Genomic DNA, 18454 nt, shown 5'->3' with positions numbered 1-18454 from the left:
GTATCTTGCAGAATAAAATTAGCATTGTATCATAAGTACAATGCTAATATTTATATTGGAGAGGATAAAATGGAAAACTTAGTTAGGGATTTTGAAGCAAATTCAAAAAAGAAAAAAACAAGATTAAATATTAAACCATATATTTATATATTGCCATTAGGTATAATTCTAGTAGCATTTTATGTAATACCAATAATAATGTCAATATATTTTAGTTTTACAAAGTACAACATTATTAGTCCAGCTACTTTTATAGGTTTAGAAAACTATAAAAAATTATTTACAGATGAAACACTAAAAGTATCTATTATAAATACAATTAAATTTACTCTTATTGTAGTACCTTGCCAAACTATTTTATCATTGGTTTTGGCAGTTTGGATTACTGGAAAGGGAAATAGTAAAATAGCTTCATTTGCTAAAGGTGCGATATTTATACCAGTATTATCATCTATGGTTTTGATAGGTATGGTATGGAGAGCTTTACTAAATGGAGAAGGTTCAATTGTATATCAAGTATTAGGTGCTTTTGGAATAGAGTCATCTAAACTTTTAGGAGATAGTAAGACTGCACTACCTACACTTATGTTTATATCTATGTGGAAAAATATAGGTTATTTTATGGTAATTTATATTTCAGGTATAATGAATTTGCCAAAACATTGTTATGAAGTGGCAAAGGTCGATGGAGCTACAAAACTTCAAGAATTTATGAAAATAACAGTCCCTTTATTGAAACCAACAACAATAATGGTTGTGTTTTTAGGTACTATATGGTCATTACAGGTATTTGACTTAATCTATACTGTAACTGGTGGAGGACCAGGTATATCTACTATGAGTATAGTTATGCATGCTTTTAATTTAAACTTTAAAAATTTTAATTCTGGATATGCAATGACTGTAGCAAATGTATTATTCTTGTTGATAGCTGTAGTCTCTATTTTTCAGAATAAATTTGTAAAACGAGATAGTTCAGATATTTAGAAAGGTAGGTACAAGATGAAAGCGACAAGAAGATTATTGAGTGATGGTTTGCTATTATTTATAGCATGTGCAAGCTTAGTACCTTTTATATACATGTTGATAATATCCTTAAAGGTAACATATAATTCATATAATTTAGATATATCTTTTTCAACAGTAACCCTTCAAAACTATATAGATATATTTACTAAAAAAGGATTTGCACAATACTTTTTAAATACAGCTATAGTATCCTTCTCAGGTGTATTATTAAATTTGGTATTTAGCACATTGGCAGGATATTCTTTTGCAAAGATGGATTTTAAAGGTAGTGATAAATTATTTTTATTTATGATAATGACTTTAATTATACCATCTCAAGTTACAATGATACCACTTTATATAATAATGAAACATTTAGGGTGGATAAATAGTTACCTTGCACTTATTATGCCAATACCAACTGCATTTGGTGTATTTATAATGAGACAAGCTATTTTAGGAGTTCCAAAAGAGCTACTAGAGTCAGCAAAAATAGATGGTTGTTCAGACCTTAGGATTTTAATACAAATAGTGTTGCCTCTAACCAAGCCAGCATTAATTACACTAGCAATATTTACTTTTATGGGAGCATGGAATGAATTTATGTGGCCTCTTATAGCGACAACTAAAGATACAATGAGAACATTGACAGTTGGATTGTCTACTCTTAAGACTTTCCAGATAACAAACTATGGGCAAATGATGGCAGGTGCAACAATAACATTTTTACCGCCATTTATTTTCTATTTGATTTTACAGAGTAAATTTGTGGAAGGGGTATCTTTGTCTGGAATAAAGGGTTAGTTACTTTAATTTAAAAAATATAGGGCAGAATTATGTAAATATGGAGGAGTTTAAAATATGGAGATTTCATATGTATTGAAGGATTGTACATTTAAACACAATAAATATTCAGTTATAGAAGATGATACTTGGGAACATAAAGACTTAAACATTGTAGTAGCTAAGGGAGAGAAGTTTGCTTTTCAAATTATGCTAAAAGCAACAGAAGAATTTAATTGTACAATTGATGCAAGTAGTGCTATATCATGGAAAGGTCTTGGAAATAGAGTAAGACTTGGATTAAATGTACCTAATGAATTAGAAAATGATTTTAGTATCAATATAATGGGGTATGTTCAAGACGATACAAAAGCATTTGTAAATGATGCTATTTTGAGAGATAAAGATGTATTGGTAGAACAACATTTACCTCAAATGTTTTGGGTTGAAGGTCAAGTACCTGAGGACTTTATAGAAAATAGCTTTAATATAGGTATTGATGTATTCAAAAGTTTTGGGTATGAAGATGAAGAGAGAGTTTGTACAATTAATGTTCCTGTGGAAGTAAAAAATGTTGTATTAAAGCCTTTGGATGAAAGTAGATTCTTTTTAGATTTATGGCAACATCCAAGTTGTTTAGCTAGAATGTATAAGGTTGAACTATGGTCTGATATACATTTTGAAATAATTGATAATTATTTAAAAGAATTAGCTTCTTTAGGAGAAAAAGTTACAACGGTTATAGTTTCAGATTATCCATGGGCAGGACAAAGTTGTTACAAAGTTTATAAAAATCCATCAAACTTATATGAATACAATATGGTAAGTGTTTTAAAAGGTCTAGATGGAAAGATTAAGTGCAATTTTGAAAGTATGGACAGATATATAGATATAGCTAATAAACATAAAATGGCTCAGGAGATAGATTTATTTGGTTTGTTGGGTAATTGGTGTGCTGGTGAGTTTGGAAACCCTATAGAAGGATATAAAGACCCTATAAGAGTAAGATATTATGATGAAAATGACAAAGTATTTAAGTTTATAAATAATACAAAAGATTTAAAAGAATATATAGGACTAGTTTTAAATCATTTAATAGAAAATGGATTATGGGATAGAGTTAGAATTATAGCTGATGAACCAAATAATCCAGAAGTAGTGAAAGAGTGTATCGAGTTTATAAACTCCACTATAGGAGAGCATGGAGTTAAGTACAAGTCAGCAACACATGACCAAAACTTTTTAGATAGAGGTCAAGACGAAGTTGATGATATGTCAATAAACTTAAAGCTTACTATTCAAAATTATAAGGATATAGATAAGTTAAAGAAAAAGATTAATGACAAGGGCGGAATATTGACTTGGTTTGTATGCTGTTTTCCAGAGAAGCCAAATAGTTTTATAAGTTCTCCTTTTGTTGAAAATAGAATAATAGGATGGTATACTTATTATTTTGGTCTTGATGGATTTTTAAGATGGGACTACAATTTATGGACGGAAGACCCTTGGAAAGATGCAAGTTACAAATTCCCTATTTGGAAGGCTGGAGATATGTTCTTTGTTTATCCTGGAAAAGATTTAAAGCCAGTTAGAAGTGTTAGAATGGAGAATTTAAGATTTGGAATACAGGATTTTGAGTTATTTACTATGCTAGAAAAAGAAAAGGGCAGAGAGTATATAGAAGTTGAACTTATGCAAGAACTATTAAATAAAAAAGAAAATGCTGAAATTAAAGGCTTTGGAAATATAGAACTTGGATATTCACTTGATAATTGTGGATACAATAAAGTTAAAAAACAAGTACTGGATTTATTAGAAGGATTATAAAAAATATAAGGGGGTGTCTCAAAATGAATTATTTAGTTCATGAGGCACTCTTTTTTGTATGAAATCAAATATATTTTTATTATTTCAACAATGAAAAATAGGTCTATCTCTGTCTTGAGACAGCCCCTTTAGTTTTTCAAGTTGTATTTAGTATCTTCAAATTATATTCAAGACAGAACCTATAAATAACAATAATTAGATATAACATGATATAATTTAATTTGATATAATAGGGTATTGATAATATTATCTGTAAAATAACATTGTTAGGAGGGGAATAAAATAAAAAAAATAGCTATTGTTATAATATTTTTTTTTAGTATAGTTTTTATGGTATTTTATTTTGGAATAAAAGGAAATAGTGATTCAGTTATGATGCAACGAGGAATAAATATAGGTAATGCGTTGGAATCACCGAAAGATTTTCTCTGGGATGTAAAAATGTCAAATAAATTTTTTGATGATATAAAAAATGCTGGTTTTGATACAGTACGTATACCTGTAAGGTTTTCTGATTATACATCAAGTTCTAATGATTTTAAAATTGATGAAGAATTTTTCAAGCAAATTGATGGACATATAAATTATGCATTGGACAAAGATTTAACAGTTATTTTGGATTTACATCATTTTGAAGAAATTATGAAAGAGCCAGAAGTCAATAAAGAGAAGTTTTTAAAAATATGGAAACAGATAGCGAATAGGTATCAAAAGTATGATAAAAAATTGGTATTTGAACTGTTAAATGAGCCTAAAGAGAATCTATCTTCACAGTTATTAAATGAATACATTGAAGAAGCAATAAATATAATTAGAAAAAATAATCCTAAAAGAACAATCATAGTAGGTCCATACAATTTTTATCAAATTGATTATTTAAAAGAATTAAATATTCCTAAAGATTCTAATATAGTAGTTTCTTTTCACTATTATGAACCAAATGATTTTGCATTCCAAGGAAATGTCTATCATAAGGGATTTGAACACTTGAGTAATATTACTTGGGAAGGAACAGATGAACAGATGAGCTACCTAAAGAAAAGATTTGACACTGTAGAGAAGTGGGCAAATAAAAATAAAGTAAAAGTTTTTTTGGGTGAATTTGGAATAACAAAAGAGGCACCAGAAGCTTCGAGAAAAGCTTGGATAAAAGCAGTAAGAGAAGAAGCTGAAAAACGAAATTTTTCATGGGCTTATTGGGAACTTGCTTCTGGGTTTGGAATATATAATCAGGATGATGGAACTTGGGATGAAGATATATTAAATGTGTTAATAGAAAAGAGGTGATTTTATGAAGAAAAATTCAAAAAAAATACTTATAACTTTAACTATTATTACCAATATAATATATATATTATGGAGAATTTTTTATACAGTTCCTAAAGAAGAAGGTATGTTTGCTTTAGTATGTGCCATAATACTGCTTTTTGTAGAGATAATAGGAATGATGGAAATGTTTGTGCATTATTATGGTATGTCAAAGATTGAGTATCCTGAAAAGCCCATTATAAGTGAAGAACTTTACCCTCATGTGGATGTATTTGTTGCAACATATAATGAATCTGTTGATTTGGTGAGAAAAACCATAAATGGATGTGTTCATATGCAGTATCCAGATAAGAAAAAGGTACATATATATATATGTGATGATGGTAATCGTGAAGAAATGCGTATTCTAGCAGAAAAAATGGGTGTGAATTATATAACTAGAACGGAAAGAGAAGGAGCTAAAGCTGGGAATTTAAATAATGCAATGCAACATACAAACTCTCCTTTGATTGCTACATTTGACGCAGATATGATACCAATGCATGATTTTTTGATTGCTACAGTACCATACTTTTTGAAAAATGAGCAGGCTAAAAAAGATGGAGAAAAAGAGACATATGAAAAGGTTGGTTTTGTACAAACTCCACAAAGCTTTTATAATCCAGATTTGTTCCAATTTAATTTGCACTCTGAGGGTAGAATTCCAAATGAGCAAGACTATTTTTATAGAGATATTCAATTAGCTAGAAATAGGACAAATTCTGTAATTTATGGTGGTAGTAATACAGTTATTTCAAGAGAAGCTCTAGAGGAAGTTGATGGATTTTATACTTATTCTATTACAGAAGATTTTGCAACAGGTATATTAATTCAAAGTAAGGGATACAGATGCTATGCTATTCCGGAAGTACATGCATCAGGTTTATCTCCTACTGACTTAAAAAGTCTTATTAAGCAACGTGAAAGATGGGCACGTGGGTGCATACAAACTGGTAGACGATTAAATATTTTATTTAGAAGAGGTTTAGGATTTTGGCAGAAAATAAGTTATATTTCTTCAATTACTTATTGGTATGCAAGTATAAAACGCTTTGTATATATAATGGCACCTATTTTATTTTCTGTGTTTAATGTGATTGTAGTAAAATGTACATTACTTCAAGTATTGATATTTTGGTTACCAATGTATATTTTAAGTAGCTTGTCTCTTAAAATATTTTCTCAAAATATAAGGAACACTAGATGGACTAATATATATGAAACTATAATGTTTCAGTCTTTAATGCCATCGGTAATACTTGAAACGTTTGCAATATCTAAAAATAAATTTTCGGTGACAAATAAGGATAAATTAGAAGATAATAGAATGTATAAGTTTTTACAGGGAATACCGTATTTTATTTATATAGTGTTATCTATAATAGGAATTTTAAAAATGTTTACATCAATATTTAAAGTGGGTTCAATGACATATTCAGTTGTTTTATTTTGGCTAATTGGAAATCTTTTTAATCTTGTTATGGCTACATTATTTATATCAGGAAGACAACAATTAAGAAAATCTGAGCGTTATATTGCTGAAATTAATTTTAAGTTAAAGCAAAATTCTTATGCTCTTTCTTCAAAAACAATTGATATATCAGAAAATGGATTTGCGTTTTTGTTAGAAAACCCAGAATATATTTCTCCAGAAGAAGAGTTTGAGGTAGAGTTTAGAGAAAAATCGGGAAACGAAATGTATATAGCTAATATGAAAGCAAAGGTTGTTAATGTTGTAGAAGTGAATTCAAAATGGAAATATGCAGCTTATATTACACATATTGAAGACAATGAAGTAGATAACTGGATGTGTATTGTTCATGATAGAATACCTACTTTGCCAATGACAATATCGAATCAACTAGGTTTCTTTGATGATTTGCAAATTAACCTAAAAAAACGTATTGAAAAAAACAGAACACTATCACGAAGAAGCCCAAGAATTAATATGAATTTTCATATAGATATAAAAGATATAGGTAAATTAAGAATAGTAAATTTTAATTATCAATATGTATTATTAAATTTTGAAAATAAAAATATTTATCCTAAAGAAATAGCTTTGGAAATTAATGAAAATATTGTATTAGAATGTGATTTATGTGAGGGGAAAACTGATGAAAGAGGCATTTTATATAAAGTGAATAACATTGACAGTATAATGCAAAATTTCTTTTTAAGAAATGAAATGATGGATTGGATATTACAAAATAAGACAATTATTGTTTCAGAACCTAGTAAAAAGAAAGAAGAAAGCAAAGATGAGTTTGAACCCATGGAATATATTTAGGAGAGATGAAATGAAGACTTTAAAAGTGTTTTTTTGTTCTGTAAAATATCTTATTTTGGTGTTTATTTTCTTTATAAACGCTACTTTTACAAGTTCAGCAACAAGTGACAAAACCTTAGATTTATCTTTTAAGAAGATAGAGAATAATATAAGTTCTAATATTACACATGAAGATACAGGTATAAAAATAGAAACAGATGATTCTAAGAGTGATAAGGAACGTTATTTATATATTTATCAAAATATAAAAGAAAATTGGGGTATGTACCATAATTTTTATATTGAGATTCAAAATAAAAACAAAAGCTCTCAGAGAATAAATTTAAGCATACAAAATAAAAATATGCTTGAGTTTAGATTAAAAGAAGGTAGTGAAGTATTTTTTGAAGATAAAAATATAATATATTCAGATAAAATAAAAGATGGATGTATAGAAGTGCCAGGAGAATTTGAAGGTAAAATTTATGTAAATTTTAATAGTTTTATAAATGATAAAAGTAATGTATTACTGGATTCGAGTATGCTTTCAAATATTGTTAATTGGGGAATTACATTTATCCCATCTGATGAAGGACATAATGTTGTTACTATAAGAAAGTTATCTTTGTTAGTCGAGGATAAATTAGAATCTTTGCATAATATTAGAATAACTGGAGATGAAGAAGTACAAATACCGGTATTGGGTCAAAGTATAAGTCAGTACAATGTATTAGGTCTTGAAAATAATTCAAAGATTAAGTATTCTCTTATAGAAAAACAAGATAGTGTAAATATATCTCAAAAAGGTAAGTTGACGTTAAGTGATAAAGCCAAACCTGGACAAATTATTTTACAAGTTGACGTTAATGATAAATTTAAAGTCGGCAAAAAAATAACATTAACTCAATCTTGGAGTATTAATAAAAAAGATAAAGATGGTGTTCCATATACATTAGTATCACCTAAACAATCGCCAACAGTACAAGATATGAAAAAAATAAACTTTATGAATAATAGCATAATATTTATTCAAATTTTATTTATATCTTTAGTAATAATATGCTTTGGGATTTATTTGTATTGGAAAAAACATTCAAAAACTAAGTAAAGAGAGGAGGTTAGATTGTGTTATTTTCAAGCTTAATTTTTTTATTTTATTTTTTACCGATAACATTGGTATTGTATTATGTGTTTAGATTTAATCGAACTATACAAAATATGATATTACTAGTTGTTAGTTTATTTTTTTATGCTTGGGGAGAACCAAAATTTGTTGTTATTATGATAGCTTCTATAATAATGAATTATATATTTGGTTTACTAGTAGATAGATACAGGGAAAGTAAAATAAAAGTGAAAATTTTTCTAGTTTTAATGTGTGTATATAATATAGGTGTTTTATTTATATTTAAATATCTAGCTTTTGCACTAAGAAATATTAGCGAACTTATTAGTACTGAATTGACTATACCTAGTATTGTTTTACCTATAGGAATTTCATTTTTTACATTTCAAGGAATGTCTTACGTTATAGACGTTTATCGTAGGCATGGAGAAGTTCAAAAAAATCCTTTTTATGTGGGACTTTATATAGCTTTTTTCCCTCAATTAATAGCAGGGCCTATAGTTAGATATGAGAGTGTAGCAGAGCAAATTCTTAATAGAAAAGAGACTTGGGATAAGTTTTCTATTGGGACTTGTAGATTTATAACAGGTCTAGGCAAAAAGGTATTAATTTCAAATAACATGGCTATAGTAGCGGACTATATTTATACCATGAATAGTCAAGGAGAAATAGCTGCATCACTTGCATGGCTTGGTTCGATAGCTTATACCTTGCAAATATTCTTTGATTTTTCTGCTTACTCGGACATGGCTATAGGTTTAGGTCTTATGTTTGGTTTTAAATTTGAAGAAAACTTTAATTATCCATATATATCAAAATCAATCACTGAGTTTTGGAGAAGATGGCATATTTCTTTAGGAATGTGGTTTAAGAGCTATATATACTTTCCACTTGGTGGTTCTAGAGTAGCAAATAAAGATATTATGATTAGAAATATGTTTATAGTGTGGTTATTTACTGGAATATGGCATGGAGCAGAATGGACATTTGTAATTTGGGGAATTTTAAATTTTGTTTTCTTAATTATAGAGAGATTTATAATGTTTGAAAAGATTGAAAATCATAATTTTATAAAACATATTTATACTTTATTAGTAGTTAATTTTGGGTGGGTATTATTTAGATCCCCCAATTTAAAAGAAGCATATAACTATTTTAAAGCTATGTTTGGAGGAAGTGGGGTTATTTGGAGTGATTATACATATATGTTTTTAAAAGAATACTGGATTTTCTTTATATTTGCGTTTATTTTTAGTGTGCCTATTGCGAAGAAAATTAATAAGTTTGTTGTTGAACAAGCTAAATACAGTATGCTATTTAATGTATTTTATCCAATATCAGCTATTCTATTGTTCTTTATTTCTGTGACATATTTAGTAACTGGAAGCTATAATCCATTTATTTATTTTAATTTTTAGTTAAGGGGGGAAAAGTATGAATAGATTTTTTAAAGTAAGATTAATAACTGCAATTATGTTCTTAATTGTTTTATTCGCTTTCTCTATCTTTAATATTTGTTATTCTGGAAAAGATATGATACATGAAATAAAAAATTCAGTTGCTAAGAGAAATAGTTTAAAAGATACAATATCATCTATTGATAATACAGTAAATGATAAAGTAATATATAAGAATACATTTATTGAAACTTATGGATATTTACAAAAGTTAATGGGTAAAAATGAGTTTTCAAAGTTTAGTGTTGTAAAGGATACTTCAGGTAAAATGCATTATACATATTTTGCTAAAGCTCCAAATCAAGTTGGTGTACTAGCAGATAGGGTAAGAAAATTTTCTGAAGAAATGGAAAAACAAGACACGAAATTAGTTTATTTAATGACTCCAGATAAGTATGTAAAAGGAGTGACAAAATTTCCAAAAGGGATACCTTATTCTTACAGCAATGAGACCGCAGATAATTTTTTAAGCCAACTCAAAAAGTACAATGTGGACTATATTGATTTTAGGGAAAATATTTTAAAAAGCGGTATTCCAAAAGATGATTTATTTTTTAAAACAGACCATCACTGGAAAGTAGAAACTTCTTTTTGGGCATTTGGAGAACTAGTTGAGCAACTTAATAAAAAATATAATATGAATTTAGACAGAAATAATTATTATAGAGATAAGGAAAATTATAATTCAATTGTATACCCTAAATCATTTCTTGGTTCTATGGGAAGAAAGACAGGTATTTTATATGGTGGGATAGATGATTTTACATTAATTTATCCTAAATTTAAGACCAATTATACTTATTATACAGATTCTAAATCGCAAAAATTTGAATTAAAAGGCAGATTTGAAGAGAGCTTGATATTATCATATCCTTTTAATGCAGACCTTAATTTAATGGATGGTCAATCAGATAAGTATTTTACATATTTATTGGGAAATAGACCATTAGTTAAGATAAAAAATATAGAAAATCAAGAAGGATTAAAAGTGCTATTTGTTAAAGACTCTTTAATTGTACCAACAGCAGCCTTCTTTTCCTCTGTTTGTTCAACTATAGATATGATAGACCCTAGATATTATGATGGAGATATATTGGAATATGCAAAGTCTCAAGACTATGACTTTGTTTTTATATCTGTATATCCTCAAAATCTTACAAAAGAATTCTTTCCATTTTGTGAGTAAGTTTTTAAATAAATTTTCTAATAAAATAAAAAATAAATGGGAGTGTCTCAAAATGAACTTTTTAGTTCATGAGGCATTCTTTTTTGTATGAAATCAAATATATTTTTATTATTTCAACAATGAAAAAGAGGCTTGTCTCTATTTTTAGACAGCCTCATCTATTTCCATACTTATTTTAAGAAATATTTTTCTTACTAAATACTTCTTTATCGACTTTTCCGAGTGATTTTCCTACAGTAATTGATGATACCATAGCACCATTAACATTTATCATTGTACGTCCCATATCTAATATAGGGTCTATTGCAAGTATACCACCAACTAATGGGAAATAAGAACCAAGACCAACTCCAGATATAACAACTGAAACTGCCATTGTAGCAGTTCCTGGAAGACCTGCTATTCCAAAAGAACTAATTGTTATAACTATTAACAACATAACATAAAAACTCATATCCATGTTTACACCAGCCATATTTGCAAGTGTAACAGCCATTAAAGCGGGATATATACCTGCACAACCATTCATACCCATATTTGCACCTAAACTTGCTGTAAAGCTTGATACACCCTCATCAACTCCATGATTTTGTACTAGGCTTTCTATTGTTACAGGCAATGTTCCTAAGCTAGAACGCGAAGTAAATGCTAGAAGTAGGGCTTCAGTTGAATTTTTTATATAAGTAATGGGATTTAGTCCATTTAGAGTTATAAAAATCAAATGTATAACAAATAATATTGCAACTGATATATAAAGTGCTAATATAAAATGTAAAACAGATACTATTGAGCTAATACCTTGTGAAGTTATTGTATTTGCAAGTAGAGCAACCACAGCATAAGGCATAAATTTAATAACAGTCATAGATACACTTACAATTATCTTGTAAGATGCTTCTATAAAATCTATAAATGGTTTTATTGTTTCAAAATGTTTTTTACTTAATCTCTTTATTGATGTAGCTATAAATGTAGCAAATATTATTGTAGCTACAATATTTCCATTTGCCATAGCCATTACAGGATTTGATGGTAGTAACCCTCTTAAAGTATCTACAAGAGAATTTATTTCTTTAAGCTCTTGATTTCCTCCTAAAGCAGGGAGATTAACTCCTACACCTAACTTCATTATATTTGCAACTACAATTCCAACAATAGCAGCTATAGCAGTAGTAGTAAGAAGCATACCTAAAGACCTAAATGTAAGTGTTCCAAGATTATTATCTTTCATATTAATAATTACCTTTATAATTGATAAGAAAACTAAAGGTACTACTAACATTTTTAATAAGTCCATGAATCCAGAACCAAATAGACTATACCATTTACTTACTTCCTGTAACCAAGTGACTTGAGTTGTATCATTAGGAAAACCAGCAAAAGCTTGAATTATAATTCCTAATATAAGTCCGAGTATTGTAGCATATATTGTTCTCAATGAAAATTTGATTTTTTTCTTTTCAAATTGTCTAACAATAAAGAATGTACCTAGAAGCAAGATTATAAAAAAAATCGTTTTAAAATTTGTAATCATAAGAAATTGTGATAAGAATGAACTTTCCAATATTTTTTCTCCTTTATCTAAAAATAAATTTTTCTAAGTCTAAATAATATCAATATATTAAAAAAATGTCAATATTATATCATAATTTACTAAAATAGAATAAATTAATTTAATTTACAGAAATGTGATTAAATACAGAAAAATAGGGTATAATATGTGTTTAAAGAATTTGAATTGGGGTAAGAAAAGATAAAATAGCTTTTATAAAATTTGATTTCAAACAAAAAAATGTGAAAAAAATAACTTTGATTTATTATAAAGATGTGTACATAGAATATATATCAAATGAAAAGCTCAAAATAAGTAAAGAAATTAATTAGACATCAAAGGAGAGATAAAATGAGAGTAATAATAATTGGTGGTGTTGCAGCTGGGATGAGTGCTGCAGCTAAATTAAAAAGAATAAAACCTGAATATGAGGTTGTTGTTTATGAAAAAACAGAGATAGTATCTTTTGGTGCTTGTGGATTGCCATATTTTGTTGGTGGATATTTTGATGATGCTAATGACTTATTAGCAAGAACACCTGAAAAACTTAGAGAGTCTGGGATTGATTTAAATATATTTAGAGAAGTTGTTGAGGTTGATAGTGAATCTAAGAAAATAAAAGTAAAAAACGTAAAAACAGGTGAAATACATGAAGATTACTATGATAAATTGATGATAGCAACTGGGGCAAGAAGTATTATGCCTCCTATAAAAAATGTAGAATTGAAGAATGTTTCTATGTTAAAAAGTTTATACGATGGAGAGTATCTAAAAAAGATTTTAAGTGATAAAGAAAATAAAAGAGTTACAATAATAGGTGCTGGATTTATAGGATTAGAAGCAGTTGAGGCATGTAAGAAGTTAGGCAAAAATGTGCATGTAATTCAATTGGAAGATAGAATATTACCTCAAGTATTTGATAAGGAAATTACAGATGTGTTAGAGGAAGAAATAAGACGACATGATGTTAAATTGCACTTGGATAAAATGGTTGTAGAACTGTATGGAAAAGATAAAGTAGAAAAAGTTATAACAAATAAAGGGGAAATAGATACGGATGTAGTAATAATTGCTACTGGTGTAAGACCTAATACAGAGTTTTTGTCAAACACTAATATAGAAATGCTAAAAAATGGAGCTATAGTAGTTGATGAGTACGGAAGAACTTCTGTAAAAGATATATACTCTGCTGGTGACTGTGCAACCATAAAGAATATAGTAAGTAATGAAAATGTATATGTACCTTTAGCAACTGGAGCTAATAAATTAGGTAGGATAGTAGGAGAAAACCTAGGAGGGAGAGAAGTTTCTTATCAAGGTTCACTATCTTCAAGTTGTATAAAAATTATGGATATGGAAGCTGCTTCAACTGGAATTACAGAAAGACAAGCTAAAGATTTAGGCATAAATGTTAAATCTAAATTTATTTCTGATTATAATCAAACACACTATTATCCAGGAAGAAATAAAATATATGTAAAGCTTGTTTATGATGCAGATACAAAAGTTATTTTAGGAGGACAAGTGGCTGGGTTTAAGGATGCTGTTCAAAGAACAAATGTACTGGCTGCTGCTATTTTTGGGAAAATGACTACAAATCAGCTTGGAATGTTAGATTTGTGTTATGCTCCACCATTTGCAAGAACATGGGATGTTTTAAATGTGGCTGGAAATGTATCTAAATAATATCATTTAATTTGTGACTAACAAGTACTTAAAGGAATGAATTTACTCTGCAATATTTCATAAAGGTAAAATTCATTCCTAATTTTTTGTCAATAAAGATAAACAGAATTATTCATCAAAATTTAAATGCAAACTTAGTCTATCTTCTCCAAGAAGAGTATTTTCAAAAACATTAGTAGCATTTTCTAAGTACATACTAGGCATATCTAATGATGGACTAAAATGTGTTAGTAAAAGTTGCTTAACATTTCCTAATTTTGCAAGATTTGCAGCTTCTCTAAAAGTCATATGTTTGTTTCTAACAGCTTTTGATATGTCTAAATCATCGCCATACATAGCTTCACATATGAATAAATCACTATCTTTTATAAAGTCTGGTATTGATTCTATAGGTCTTGTATCAGTTGTAAGACTTATTTTAACTCCCTTTCTTGATTCTCCCAAAACCATATCTGGAGTGTATTTTTTTGAATCTAAAACTACACTTTGACCTTCTTGTAGCTTTTTCCATAACATTTTAGGAACTTCATTTCTAGTTGCCTTATCTATATCAAATTTAGGATTTCTTCTAAAATTAAAACTGTATCCTAAACACTCTATGGAGTGTTCTAAATCAATTGTTGAAATTTCTACATTTCTTAAAAATTCATTATCTAAAGAAAAACTGCCTTGAGGATTCTCTATAATTTTTAAAGTATATGGTATATATTCTACTAAATTTCTCATAGAACGAATACAATCAACTATTCCAACTGGGCCAATTATAGTTAAATCACTTGTACGACCGCTATTTCCAATAGTTGATAGAAGTCCTAAAAGTCCAAATATATGGTCACCATGTAAATGGGTTATACAAATCAAGTCTATATCTTTAAAGCCACATTTTTTTAGCTTCATGGATACCTGAGTGCCCTCACCACAATCAATTAGTATTTTTCTACCTTTATAATTTATGAATACAGAAGATAGAAATCTGTTTGGCATAGGGACATTTCCACCACATCCAAGTAAAGTTAAATCTATCATTTTTTCCCCTTTCTAAAATTAACACAAATCTGTTGTTTGTTTTTATTATAATATCCTATTATAATTATTTTAACATTAAATATAGCAATAGATGTGTATTTGAGTCAAGAAATATTGTCAAATAGTTTTTTTGTATTGCAATATATAAAAATTTTATGAGAAGAAATTGAATTTTATTTTTAGAAACATTTAAAGGAGGATAAATTAATGAAAATACTAAAGAAAATAACTATTTTGTCATTAATTACATTAACTTTGGTTGGATGTAGTAATGGAGAAAGTAAAAAAACTATTGAAGGTTCTAAGAAAACTCAAAGCTCTAAAGAAGATGAACAAGCAATAATAGTACATAAAGATGCAAATATATTGAAAGATAGGTATGAGCCACCAAAAGGTTTTAAAAGAGTGGATGTAGAAAAAGGTAGTTTCGAATCATTCCTTAGAAATACTAAGTTAAAAAATTATGGTGAGAAGGTAAAGTATTATAATGGTAAAACTAAGGAATCAAAAGGCATTTATGATAGTGTATTCGATGTTGATATTGGTAATAGAGATTTACATCAATGTGCAGATGCAATTATGCTTATGAGAGCTGAATACTTGTATCAGAATAAGAGGTATGATGAAATAAGTTTTGACTTTGTCGATGGTTTTAAGGCTAAGTATTCAAAATGGGCAGAAGGATATAGAATTTCAGTAAAAGATAGTGGTTCAAGTTGGTATAAATCGACTGAATATTCAACATCATATGAGAGTTTTAGGAAGTTTATGGATATAGTATTTGCTTATTCAGGAACTTTATCTCTTGAAAAAGAATTGAAGCCTGTAAAAATTGAAGATATGCAAATAGGAGATGTGTTTATAGTTGGTGGAAGTCCAGGACATGCAAGTATAATCATGGATATGGCAGAAAATGAAAAGACTGGAGAAAAGATATTTATGATAGCTCAAAGCTACATGCCTGCACAACAAACTCAACTTCTTATTAACCGTAAAAATACAAACTTAAGCCCTTGGTATAGTTTAGATTTTGAAGGCGATTTAACAATACCTCAATGGACCTTTAAAAGAGACCAATTAAAAAGATTCTAAAATAATTTTATATAAAATAAAAGAAAAATATAGATACGAAAAAATGTAATTAGATTAAAACTAATTGGATATGGACAAAATTAAATTGATAGATAAATATTAAAAATTATACTAATTAATCTTATGTATGCTTAATATTTACCTAAAAAGTTTTATATAAAATATAAATTTTATACTAAAGCTAAAACTAATTTGAGGAGGATAATTTATATTGAAAATTAGAAGATATTTAATTTTGGTAATTATAATTCTAATTACAACAAGTCAGAGTTTTATTTCTTGTGGGCTAGAGCAATCTGAAGAAATAACTATTTTTCACACTAATGACATACATGGAAGATATTCTGAAGGTAATGAACAAATACAAATAGGTAACCTAGCTACATTGAAAAAAGAAACTCCAAACTCAATTTTAGTAGATGCAGGAGATTGTTTACATGGACTTCCAATAGTAAATATGGACAAGGGTAAAAATGCGATTGAATTGATTAAGTGTGCTGGTTATGACTACATTACTCCTGGAAATCATGACTTTAACTATGGAAAAGATAGATTGTTTGAATTATCACAAATTGCTAGTTCAGGAGATAACACTTTAAAATTTTTATCATCAAATATCCTCAAAAATGGTGAAAAAGTCTTTGAGAGTAACGATATAAAAGAAATAGATGGTATAAAAATAGGATTTTTTGGACTTACAACTCAAGAAACAAAGAGCAAAACAGGATTTAAAAATGTGGAAGGATTAGAATTTGCAAATCCTATAGAATATGCAACAGAGCAAGTAAGTGAGTTGAAAAGAAAAGGTGCAGATGTAATAGTTGCAATATGCCATATTGGTACTAATAGTTTGAGTAAGCCAAATAGCATAGATATAGCCAATGAAGTACAAGGTACCGATTTAATTATTGATGGGCATAGTCATACTAAATTTGAAAATGGCAAGCAAGTTGGTGACACATTGATTGTAAGTACAGGACAATATCTAGAAAATATTGGCGAAGTAAAACTAACACTTAATACTAGTGATATAGAAAATATAAAAATAGAAAATAAATCAGCTAGATTGATAGATAAGGAAGAAGCATTAAAATATGAATTGGATGATAGTATAAGTAAAAAGATTGATGAAATAAAAGAACATCAAGAAAAAATATTAGATAAAGTTATAGGTGTAACAAAAAACACTCTAGATGGCTCATATGAAAATGTAAGGACAAAAGAAACTAATTTAGGTAATTTAATAAGTGATATTTTACTTGATAAGACTAAGGCTGATATTTCTCTATTTAATGGAGGAAATATCAGAGATACAATAGAAAAAGGGAACATAACAAGAAGAGATATTGTAGATGTATTTCCTTTTAACAATACAATAGTTACCAAAGAACTTACAGGAGCACAAATTAAAGATGTATTAGAGCAAGGAGTAAAACTCTATCCAGAAAAGAATTCAGCCTTTTTACAAGTAGGAGGAATCTCATATTATTTTGACCCAAAGCAAAAAGAAGGAGAAAAAATAACTGGTATTTTAAAAGATGGAAAGCCATTAGATTTGAATAAAAAGTATATAGTTGCAACTAATGACTATATAGCATCAGGTGGGGATGATTTTAGTTGCTTTTCAAAAGAGCCAGTATTAAATGATTTTGGAAATTTAGAGAGTATAGTAATTGAATATATAGAGTACAAAAAAGAAATATCACAAAGTGTAGATGGAAGAATTAGTATCAAGTCTAAAAAAGAGATAGCAAGTAAGAGTCAAGGGAGTGAATTGATAGTAGGGGAAAATAAAGAAAATATTAGTGATAATGAAGGTAGTATACCTAATAATGATATAAAAAATTCTGATAGTGAGAAAAGTAAAAAAATAGATAAAAGAAAACCTATAGAGAGTTCTAATACAGGAGTATATAAAAGAGAAGCTAAAGAAAAATCTCCTAAAACAGGAGACTTAGGTTTTTCAAATAGTATGATTGTATTTATAGCATCTGGTACATTACTATACTTATTAAATTTTAATCAAAAAGATTTAAAAAGCAAAAAGTCAAAATAAAAATTAATAAGTAAGAGTTAGCAAATAAAAATTTAATCTTAGATACTAATAAAAGAGCAAAGGTAATTAGTTATATAA

The 18454-nt window shown here is 28.0% G+C and carries 13 protein-coding genes; 11 read left to right on the top strand and 2 right to left on the bottom strand.

What is annotated here, in order from left to right; translation table 11 throughout:
• The first annotated feature begins 69 nt into the window (after positions 1-69).
• The 8 genes from ACTG45_RS14205 to ACTG45_RS14170 all read left to right on the top strand — a co-directional run bounded on the left by ACTG45_RS14205 (position 70) and on the right by ACTG45_RS14170 (position 10964).
• On the top strand, positions 70-987 hold the full coding sequence (locus ACTG45_RS14205; RefSeq protein WP_021385409.1) for a carbohydrate ABC transporter permease: 918 nt from the start codon (positions 70-72) through the stop codon (positions 985-987).
• Between the two features lie 15 nt (positions 988-1002).
• Entirely contained in the window at positions 1003-1812 is an 810-nt protein-coding gene (locus ACTG45_RS14200; RefSeq protein ID WP_479919223.1) for a carbohydrate ABC transporter permease, read from the top strand.
• Positions 1813-1869: 57 nt separating this feature from the next.
• Complete coding sequence (locus tag ACTG45_RS14195) at positions 1870-3618, top strand: DUF4091 domain-containing protein (RefSeq protein WP_479919222.1); 1749 nt, start codon at positions 1870-1872, stop codon at positions 3616-3618.
• A gap of 441 nt (positions 3619-4059) precedes the next feature.
• Positions 4060-4905 (top strand): glycoside hydrolase family 5 protein, encoded by an 846-nt coding sequence (locus ACTG45_RS14190; RefSeq protein ID WP_479919221.1) that lies wholly within the window; start codon positions 4060-4062, stop codon positions 4903-4905.
• A gap of 4 nt (positions 4906-4909) precedes the next feature.
• Complete coding sequence (locus ACTG45_RS14185; RefSeq protein ID WP_479917237.1) at positions 4910-7216, top strand: glycosyltransferase; 2307 nt, start codon at positions 4910-4912, stop codon at positions 7214-7216.
• A gap of 10 nt (positions 7217-7226) precedes the next feature.
• Entirely contained in the window at positions 7227-8303 is a 1077-nt protein-coding gene (locus ACTG45_RS14180; protein ID WP_479917236.1) for a hypothetical protein, read from the top strand.
• A gap of 17 nt (positions 8304-8320) precedes the next feature.
• Positions 8321-9739, top strand: a complete 1419-nt coding sequence (locus tag ACTG45_RS14175) for an MBOAT family O-acyltransferase (protein WP_044213747.1) — start codon at positions 8321-8323, stop codon at positions 9737-9739.
• Positions 9740-9755: 16 nt separating this feature from the next.
• Positions 9756-10964 (top strand): alginate O-acetyltransferase AlgX-related protein, encoded by a 1209-nt coding sequence (locus tag ACTG45_RS14170; RefSeq protein WP_479919220.1) that lies wholly within the window; start codon positions 9756-9758, stop codon positions 10962-10964.
• A 175-nt stretch (positions 10965-11139) separates the two neighbouring features.
• Here ACTG45_RS14170 and ACTG45_RS14165 read toward each other — a convergent pair whose 3' ends face one another.
• Entirely contained in the window at positions 11140-12528 is a 1389-nt protein-coding gene (locus tag ACTG45_RS14165; protein WP_479917234.1) for a cation:dicarboxylate symporter family transporter, read from the bottom strand.
• A 339-nt stretch (positions 12529-12867) separates the two neighbouring features.
• Between ACTG45_RS14165 and ACTG45_RS14160 the strand changes: the two genes are divergently transcribed.
• On the top strand, positions 12868-14202 hold the full coding sequence (locus ACTG45_RS14160) for a CoA-disulfide reductase (RefSeq protein ID WP_479917233.1): 1335 nt from the start codon (positions 12868-12870) through the stop codon (positions 14200-14202).
• A gap of 108 nt (positions 14203-14310) precedes the next feature.
• Here the strand turns inward: ACTG45_RS14160 and ACTG45_RS14155 are convergent, their stop codons facing one another.
• Positions 14311-15228 carry a ribonuclease Z gene (locus tag ACTG45_RS14155; protein ID WP_479919219.1) on the bottom strand — a complete coding sequence of 306 codons (918 nt, stop codon included), beginning with the start codon at positions 15226-15228 and terminating at the stop codon, positions 14311-14313.
• 207 nt (positions 15229-15435) lie between these two features.
• On the opposite strand from ACTG45_RS14155, the gene ACTG45_RS14150 reads away from it, so the two are divergent.
• Both ACTG45_RS14150 and ACTG45_RS14145 read left to right on the top strand, forming a co-directional pair.
• Positions 15436-16320 (top strand): DUF4846 domain-containing protein, encoded by an 885-nt coding sequence (locus ACTG45_RS14150; protein ID WP_479917231.1) that lies wholly within the window; start codon positions 15436-15438, stop codon positions 16318-16320.
• A 211-nt stretch (positions 16321-16531) separates the two neighbouring features.
• Complete coding sequence (locus ACTG45_RS14145) at positions 16532-18376, top strand: bifunctional metallophosphatase/5'-nucleotidase (RefSeq protein ID WP_479919218.1); 1845 nt, start codon at positions 16532-16534, stop codon at positions 18374-18376.
• Positions 18377-18454: the final 78 nt, after the last annotated feature.

The organism is Clostridioides sp. LIBA-7602 (assembly GCF_056688945.1).
This window is presented reverse-complemented; position numbering and strand designations above follow the sequence as displayed.

Bases quoted from the DNA above. Each gene is read 5' to 3' on its own strand.
- ACTG45_RS14205 (WP_021385409.1), top strand. From the start codon at position 70: ATGGAAAACTTAGTTAGGGATTTTGAAGCAAATTCAAAAAAGAAAAAA.
- ACTG45_RS14200 (WP_479919223.1), top strand. From the start codon at position 1,003: ATGAAAGCGACAAGAAGATTATTGAGTGATGGTTTGCTATTATTTATA.
- ACTG45_RS14195 (WP_479919222.1), top strand. From the start codon at position 1,870: ATGGAGATTTCATATGTATTGAAGGATTGTACATTTAAACACAATAAA.
- ACTG45_RS14190 (WP_479919221.1), top strand. From the start codon at position 4,060: ATGTCAAATAAATTTTTTGATGATATAAAAAATGCTGGTTTTGATACA.
- ACTG45_RS14185 (WP_479917237.1), top strand. From the start codon at position 4,910: ATGAAGAAAAATTCAAAAAAAATACTTATAACTTTAACTATTATTACC.
- ACTG45_RS14180 (WP_479917236.1), top strand. From the start codon at position 7,227: ATGAAGACTTTAAAAGTGTTTTTTTGTTCTGTAAAATATCTTATTTTG.
- ACTG45_RS14170 (WP_479919220.1), top strand. From the start codon at position 9,756: ATGAATAGATTTTTTAAAGTAAGATTAATAACTGCAATTATGTTCTTA.
- ACTG45_RS14160 (WP_479917233.1), top strand. From the start codon at position 12,868: ATGAGAGTAATAATAATTGGTGGTGTTGCAGCTGGGATGAGTGCTGCA.
- ACTG45_RS14155 (WP_479919219.1), bottom strand. From the start codon at position 15,228: ATGATAGATTTAACTTTACTTGGATGTGGTGGAAATGTCCCTATGCCA.
- ACTG45_RS14150 (WP_479917231.1), top strand. From the start codon at position 15,436: ATGAAAATACTAAAGAAAATAACTATTTTGTCATTAATTACATTAACT.